At 74.1% G+C, this 7,182-nt stretch carries 7 protein-coding genes; 6 read left to right on the top strand and 1 reads right to left on the bottom strand.

Translation table 11 applies throughout. From position 1 onward, the window contains the following. The coding region (locus tag HGA02_RS07020) for an AAA family ATPase (protein ID WP_168678427.1) at nt 1-1,834 on the bottom strand (1,834 nt) is incomplete at its 3' end. Nucleotides 1,835-2,042: 208 nt separating this feature from the next. On the opposite strand from HGA02_RS07020, the gene HGA02_RS07015 reads away from it, so the two are divergent. The 6 genes from HGA02_RS07015 to HGA02_RS06990 form a co-directional block, all read left to right on the top strand. Beyond that, nucleotides 2,043-3,278 carry a PP2C family protein-serine/threonine phosphatase gene (locus tag HGA02_RS07015; RefSeq protein WP_425483036.1) on the top strand — a complete coding sequence of 412 codons (1,236 nt, stop codon included), beginning with the start codon at nt 2,043-2,045 and terminating at the stop codon, nt 3,276-3,278. Then, nucleotides 3,275-4,858: a sensor histidine kinase gene (locus HGA02_RS07010; protein WP_168678426.1), complete on the top strand. Its 1,584-nt coding sequence runs from the start codon at nt 3,275-3,277 to the stop codon at nt 4,856-4,858. Before HGA02_RS07015 ends, HGA02_RS07010 begins: the two co-directional genes overlap by 4 nt. An 11-nt stretch (nt 4,859-4,869) precedes the next feature. Continuing rightward, nucleotides 4,870-5,310: a response regulator gene (locus tag HGA02_RS07005; RefSeq protein ID WP_168678425.1), complete on the top strand. Its 441-nt coding sequence runs from the start codon at nt 4,870-4,872 to the stop codon at nt 5,308-5,310. Between the two features lie 91 nt (nt 5,311-5,401). Continuing rightward, a complete protein-coding gene (locus HGA02_RS07000) occupies nt 5,402-6,334 on the top strand; it encodes a proteasome assembly chaperone family protein (protein WP_168678424.1) in 933 nt (310 codons plus the stop codon). Between the two features lie 273 nt (nt 6,335-6,607). Then, a complete protein-coding gene (locus tag HGA02_RS06995) occupies nt 6,608-6,811 on the top strand; it encodes a cold-shock protein (protein WP_013770758.1) in 204 nt (67 codons plus the stop codon). A gap of 199 nt (nt 6,812-7,010) precedes the next feature. Then, on the top strand, nt 7,011-7,182 hold a 172-nt coding region (locus HGA02_RS06990; RefSeq protein WP_343035341.1), incomplete at its 3' end, for a squalene/phytoene synthase family protein.

The following is a 7,182-nucleotide window of genomic DNA, read 5'->3' as shown; positions in this document are numbered from 1 at the left end:
CCGACGTCAGCGGGCTGACGGGCAGCCCGGCGGCGACGGCCACGCGCCGGGCCGTGTCCGCGACGACCGCGGGCGTCCGGTAGTTCACGGTGAGCTCCGCGAGCCGCCACGACGAGCGCAGCACCGGGTCGAGCATGCGCGCCCAGTCGCGTGCCCCGGCGGCGGCGGTCGTCTGCGCGACGTCACCGACGATCGTGAGCGACCGCGTGGGCACGCGACGCAGCAGCGCGCGCCACGCCATGGCCGACAGCTCCTGCGCCTCGTCGACGACGACGTGCCCGTAGGTCCAGCTGCGGTCGGCGGCGGCGCGCTCCGCGGTCGTCAGCGCGGGACCGGACGACGCGAACCGGTCGGCGAGCATCTCGGCGGACACGAGCGCACCGCTGCCCGTCGACTCCAGCACCTGACGCGCGTACTCGAGCTCCGACTGGCGGCGCTCGGACGCCGCGCGGGCCTGCGCGCGCACCGCCTGGTCGTCCTCGCCCAGGAGCTCGGCGGCCTCGTCGAGCAGCGGCACGTCGGCGGGCGTCCACGGGGCGTCGGGGTCGCGCGCGAGCAGCCGGCGCTGGGCGGGCGAGAGCTGCGGCGCCGCGGACTCGAGCCGCCAGGGCTTGGCCCACAGGTCGGCGAGCAGCTTCTCCGGGGTGAGCGGCATCCACGCGAGGTTGAGCGCGATCCGGATCTCGCGCGTCGTGCGGAGCTCCTCGACGATCTCGCCGCGCTCGTCGGGCGGGATCTCACCGCCGAGCTGCTGCACGTACTGCTCGGCGAGCCGCGCGAGCATGTCGCGGACGAAGCCGACGCGCGCGAGGTTGTGCGGCCGGTGGTTGCGCCGGGCCCGGGCGATCGCGGAGGCGACGTCCTGCGGCCGCACGACGATCGTCCGGCCGTCGACGCGCACGGTCGTCGCCTCGGCCGGGACGCGCTGCCGGTCGCGGACGGCGCGCCCGACGACCGACGCCATGACGGCGCGGCCCTTGAGCTCGGCGACCGCCTCGGGCTCGGTGCCCGTCGCGACGACGCCCGGGACGAGCTCGGCGACGGTCGTCGTGACCACGCCCGTCTCGCCCAGGGCCGGGAGCACCTGGTCGATGTAGCGCAGGAACGTGCGGCTCGGCCCGACGAGGAGGACGCCCGAACGCTCGAGCACGCGCCGGTGCGCGTACAGCAGGTACGCGGCGCGGTGCAGCGCGACCGCGGTCTTCCCGGTGCCCGGCCCGCCCTGCACGACGAGGGCACCGGTGAGCTCGTCGCGGATGATCCGGTCCTGCTCGGCCTGGATCGTCGCGACGATGTCGCCCATCCGCCCGGTCCGGCCGGCGGCCAGGCCCGCGAGCAGCGCGCCCTCGCCCGACAGGCCCGAGAGGCGCGTGTCGTCGCCGTCGGCGAGCAGGTCGAGGTCGAGCACCTCGTCCTCGACACCCGTGACGGTCCGCCCGCGCGTGACGACGTGCCGTCGCCGCACGACGCCGTCGGGGTGCGCGGCGGTGGCGCGGTAGAACGGCTGCGCCGCGGGTGCGCGCCAGTCCGTGAGCAGGGGCGACTGCTCCTCGTCGGTCAGGCCGATGCGCCCCACGTACCGGCGCACGCCGTCCTCGAGGTCGAGCCGGCCGAACACCAGGCGCTCCTCGACGGCCTCGAGCTGCGCGACGCGGTCCTCGTACAACGTCGCGAACGCGTCGCGCTCGCTGCGGTTCTGCGGCGACCCCGAGGGGCCGGACCGACGGACCCGCGCGAGGCGGTCGCGCGTCTGCGCGCGCAGGTCGTCGAGCCGCGCGTAGAGCCCGTCGACCGTCCGCTGCTCGGCGGCGAGCTCTGCCTCGATTCCTGCCACGTGCGCGATCCTCCGTCCGCGGAACGGTGCTCCGCTCGAACCTGCCGCCCGTTCACCCGGTCGGGTCGACGGGCGCCGAAAGCGGCCGTCCATTGTCCACCACGACGGGGACGCCTCGCACCGTCCGGTCGGTGGCCTGCACGGCGGTGGGGGACGCACGAACGCCGCGCGGGGCCTACGCTTCCCCCAGCCCGACGAGAGGAGACCCGTGACCCACGCGACGACCGCGGGCGACGACGCCCGCGGCACCGCCACGCCCGGTCCCGTCGGCTCCCGGGACGGTGTCGTCCGGATCCTCCTGGTCGAGGACGACGACGGCGACGCCCTCCTCGTGCGCGAGCACCTGAGCGACGCCGGTCTCCCGGTCGACCTCGTGTGGGTGCGCTCCCTCGACGAGGCGCTCGAACGTCTGGACGTCGACTGCGTGCTCCTCGACCTCGGCCTGCCCGACGCGATGGGGATCGGTGCGCTCGAGCGCCTGCTCGGGGCCGGTGCTCCCGCGGTCGTGGTGCTCACGGGCCTGTCGGGCGCCGACGCGGGTGTCCAGGCCGTCGCCGCCGGTGCCCAGGACTACCTCGTCAAGGGCGAGGTCGACGGCGAGCTGCTGTCGCGCTCGGTGCGGTACGCCGTCCAGCGCCGCCGGCTCGAGGAGACGGACCGCGCGCTGTACCGGAGCCTGGTGCGCGCCGAGGAGACGACGCGCCTCGAGCGGGCGCTGCTGCCGACGCCGGCCGTGCGCGACGACAACCTCGAGGTCCGGGTGGGCTACCGCGCGGGTCGCGACGGGCTCCTCGGCGGGGACTTCTACGACGTCGTCGAGCTGCCCGACGGCCACGTGCTCGCGCTCGTCGGCGACGTGTGCGGGCACGGCCCGGACGAGGCCGCGCTCGGCGCGACGCTGCGCACCGCGTGGCGCACGCTCGTGCTGGCCGGGACGCCGGCGGGGGAGATCCTCGGCCTGCTCGAGCGCGTGCTCGCGTTCGAGCGCGCGCGTCCCGAGGTCTTCACGACGGCGACGATGCTGGTCGTCGCGCCCGACCGCGCGAGCGCCGACCTCTACCAGGCGGGTCACCCCGTGCCGTTCCTGCTCGGCCCGCCGTCAGCGCTCCTGCCGACGCAGCGCCGGGGCCGCGCGCTCGGCATCCCGGTGCAGGGCGGCTGGGAGCCGGAGCGGCTCGAGCTCGACGGCGACTGGCGCATCCTCATGTACACCGACGGGCTGCTCGAGGCGACGGTGCACGGCGGACCGGAGCGCGTCGGCAAGGCCGGGCTGCTGGCGGTCGTCGACCGCGTCCTCGCGACCGAGCGCCGCGGCACCGTCGACGACCGGGCCGAGGGCGACCCCGTCGACCTCGTCGAACGCGTCCTGCACGAGGTCCGCGGGCTGCACGGCGGCGACCTCGTCGACGACGCCGCGGTCGTCCTGCTCGGGTGGGGTGCATGAGCGCTCCGACCGTCCCCCGCGTCCGCGGGCGCATCACGCTGCGCCGTCGCCTGCTCACGCTGCTCGTCACGGCGGCCGCCCTCCTCGCGCTCGTCGTGGTCGCCGCGGCCTTCGTCCTCGGCCGCGTCGTCGAGCGGCAGGACGCCGTGACGCAGACGTACTTCGACGCGATCACCCAGGCCGACGGCGCGTACATCCAGCTCGTCGACGCCGAGACGTCCGTCCGCGGCTACGCGCTCACGGGCGACGAGGTGACGCTCGAGCCGTACCAGCGCGCGCTCGAGGACGACCTGTCGTTCCGCGTGCTCGCCGAGCGCGAGCGCGAGCACGGCGCCGACCCGGAGCTCACGGCCGCGGCGCAGGCCGCCGCCGACGCGGGGGCACGCTGGAACGAGGAGTTCGCGCAGCCGACCATGGCGCAGGTCGCGTCCGAGGGCACGGCGTCCGTGACCACCGAGGAGATCGAGGCCGGCCGGCAGCTCTTCGACGAGGCCCGCGCGAAGGCCGACGCCTACATCACCCTCCTGCGGGACCGCCGCACGGAGGCCGTCGACGAGCTGTCGCACTGGATGCTCGTCGCGGCGCTGTCGGTGATCCTGCTGGTGGTCGCGGCGGTCGGTGTCGGCGTCGCGCTCTGGGTGGCCCTGCGCCGCTGGGTGCTGGAGCCCCTCGGCGAGCTCGCGGCGGACGCCCGGGCGGTCGCGTCGGGCGAGCTCGCGCACCCGGTCGACACGACGGGCCCGGGCGAGATCGCCGACCTCGCGGACGACGTCGAGCGCATGCGCGTCGCGCTCGTGACCGAGGTGCGCGCCGTCGAGCAGTCGCGGTCCGAGATCGCCGAGGCGCACGACCAGCTCACCGCCCAGGCGGAGGAGCTGCGCCGGTCGAACCGCGACCTCGAGCAGTTCGCGTACGTCGCGTCCCACGACCTGCAGGAGCCGCTGCGCAAGGTCGCGAGCTTCACGCAGCTGCTGCAGAAGCGCTACGGCGGCCAGCTCGACGAGCGCGCCGACCAGTACATCGACTTCGCCGTGGACGGCGCGAAGCGCATGCAGCGGCTCATCAACGACCTGCTCGGCTTCTCGCGCGTCGGCCGGCACGGCGGCGAGGTGACGGACGTCGACCTCGACGCCGCGTTCGCGGAGGCCGTCGACAACCTTGAGGAGCGGATCGCGGAGACGGGCGCGGTCGTGACGCACGACCCGCTGCCGACCGTGCGCGGCGAGGAGGCGCTGCTGGTGCAGCTCTTCCAGAACGTCGTCGGCAACGCGGTGAAGTTCCGCGCGCCCGACCGCGTGCCGCACGTGCACGTGAGCGCGCGGCAGGTCGGCGACGAGTGGGAGCTCGAGTGCCGGGACAACGGCATCGGGATCGACGCGCAGTACGCCGAGCGGGTGTTCGTGATCTTCCAGCGGCTGCACGCCAAGGACGTCTACGAGGGCACCGGGATCGGGCTCGCGCTGTGCAAGAAGATCGTCGAGTTCCACGGCGGCCGCATCTGGATCGAGCCGTCGCAGGACGTCGGGACCCGTATCCTCTGGACGTTGCCCGCACCGGTGGGCGACACCCTCCCCGTCTGAACGGAGCTCCCGTGCCCTCCAGCACCAAGGTCATCGACGTCCTTCTGGTCGAGGACGACCCGGGCGACGTCCTCATGACGCGCGAGGCCTTCGAGCACAACAAGGTCCGCAACCGGCTGTGGGTCGTGGCCGACGGCGTGAGCGCCATGGAGTTCCTCCGCAAGGAGGGCGAGCACGCCGAGGCCCCGACGCCGGACCTCATCCTGCTCGACCTCAACCTCCCGCGGATGGACGGGCGCGAGGTCCTGCAGGCGCTCAAGGTCGACGAGTCGCTGCGCTCGATCCCCGTCGTCGTGCTCACCACCTCGGAGGCCGAGGAGGACGTCGTGCGCAGCTACTCGCTGCACGCGAACGCGTACGTCACCAAGCCCGTCGACTTCGACCGGTTCATCGACGTCGTCCGCCAGATCGACGAGTTCTTCGTCGAGGTGGTGCGCCTGCCCGGTCGCTGACCGCGCGGGGAAGACTTCCGACCGTCCCGACGTTGTGCCGGGCAGGCCCACCCGCAGCGGGTGGGTGGTCGGAGGAAGGCGAACGCCCACGATGTTGGACCCCAGCGAGATCTACGACGTCGACCCGCAGGCGGCTGCGGTGCTCGCGGAGCACGCCCGGGAGGGCTCCGGCCCGGTCCTGGTGCACGCGGTGCGCGGGTTCGTCGACGCCGGCAGCGCGGGGCAGCTCGTCGCGGAGCACCTCACGGAGGAGCTCGGCACGACACGCCTCGTGACCTTCGACGTCGACCAGCTGCTCGACTACCGCTCGCGCCGCCCGGTGATGACGTTCGACTCCACGACGTGGAGCGACTACGCGGAGCCCGAGCTCGTGGTCGACGTCCTCGAGGACGCGGCCGGCGTCCCGTTCCTGCTGCTGCACGGCTCCGAGCCCGACGTGCAGTGGGAGCGGTACGTGGCGGCCGTCCGGCAGATCGTCGAGCGCTTCGACGTGCCCCTGACGATCGGTGTGCACGGCGTGCCGATGGGCATCCCGCACACGCGCCCGATCTCCGTGACGGCGCACGCGACGCGCCCCGACCTGGTCGCCGACCACGCGTCGTGGTTCGGCCGCGTCCAGGTCCCGGCGAGCGCGAGCGCTCTCCTGGAGCTGCGCCTCGGCCAGTCCGGGCACGACGCGATGGGCTTCGCGGTGCACGTCCCGCACTACCTCGCGCAGTCGTCGTACCCGCAGGCGAGCGTCGCGGCGCTCGAGGGGATCGAGCGGGCGACGGGTCTGGACCTGCGCGTCGCGGCGCTGACCGACGCGGCGAAGGACGCCGAGCGGGAGATCGAGCGTCAGGTCGCGGGCTCCGAGGAGGTCTCGACGGTCGTGCGTGCACTCGAGGAGCAGTACGACGCGTTCGCCCGCAGCATCGGCCGCACGAGCCTGCTCGCCGGGACGACGGACCTGCCGACGGCGGAGGAGCTCGGTGCGGAGTTCGAGCGCTTTCTCGCCGAGCAGGGCGGCGACGACCCCCGCTGAGCGCCGTCGCGACCGTTCTGCGACCGAACGTTTACCGGATCGTTGTCGAGTCGCGTCGTGCACGTGCCCGAAATCGTGGCGTGGCGTAGGTCACCGTGCGAGGATGCAGTCGTTGCAGTGACGTACTCGTTTGACCGGCGCCGGCCCGCTCACCTGGGCTTCGGTACCTTCCAGCCGCAGGGCTGGTCCACCCGGTGCAGGACGTGAGGCATTGCGGCACGGCTCGGGCAGAGGGTCTGGGCCGTCACACCGGTTGGACAGAGGGAAACGGTCATGGCACAGGGTGCTGTCAAGTGGTTCAACGCCGAGAAGGGCTACGGCTTCATCGCGCAGGACGGCGGCGGCGCTGACGTCTTCGTCCACTACTCCGCGATCGACACGCAGGGCTACCGCTCGCTCGACGAGGGCCAGCGCGTCGAGTTCGAGATCACGCAGGGCGACAAGGGGCCGCAGGCGGAGCACGTCCGCCCGCTCTGACCCCGCCCGCGCGCCGTACGGGCGCGCCGCACGGTTCCCACAGGGCCGCACCTCACGAGGTGCGGCCCTGTGCGTCGTCCGGGGCGCGGTCCGGCACCGGGACCGGGGACGGCGCGGTGCTCGACGAGATACCCGCACCTCACGAGGTGCGGCCCTGCGCGTCTTCCTCAACGCCGACCGCACGCCCGGGACGCCGCTCGTGGAGCCGGACGCGGAGCAGGTCGCGGGTGCGCGGGCGCTCGGGGCCGCGTTCCAGAAGATCAACTTCCTGCGGGACCTGGGCGTCGACGCGGGCGAGCTCGGCCGCACGTACCTCCCCGGCACCGAGCGCGGGCGGCTGTCCGAGGCGCAGCGCGCCGCGGTGCTCGACG

This window comes from Cellulomonas septica (genome assembly GCF_012396155.1).
In the GTDB taxonomy this organism is placed as follows: domain Bacteria; phylum Actinomycetota; class Actinomycetes; order Actinomycetales; family Cellulomonadaceae; genus Cellulomonas; species Cellulomonas septica.
The sequence above is the reverse complement of the archived record's forward strand: the minus strand, read 5'-3'. Positions and strand labels throughout refer to the sequence as shown.

Bases quoted from the DNA above. Each gene is read 5' to 3' on its own strand.
- HGA02_RS07010 (WP_168678426.1), top strand. From the start codon at position 3,275: ATGAGCGCTCCGACCGTCCCCCGCGTCCGCGGGCGCATCACGCTGCGC.
- HGA02_RS07000 (WP_168678424.1), top strand. From the start codon at position 5,402: ATGTTGGACCCCAGCGAGATCTACGACGTCGACCCGCAGGCGGCTGCG.
- HGA02_RS06995 (WP_013770758.1), top strand. From the start codon at position 6,608: ATGGCACAGGGTGCTGTCAAGTGGTTCAACGCCGAGAAGGGCTACGGC.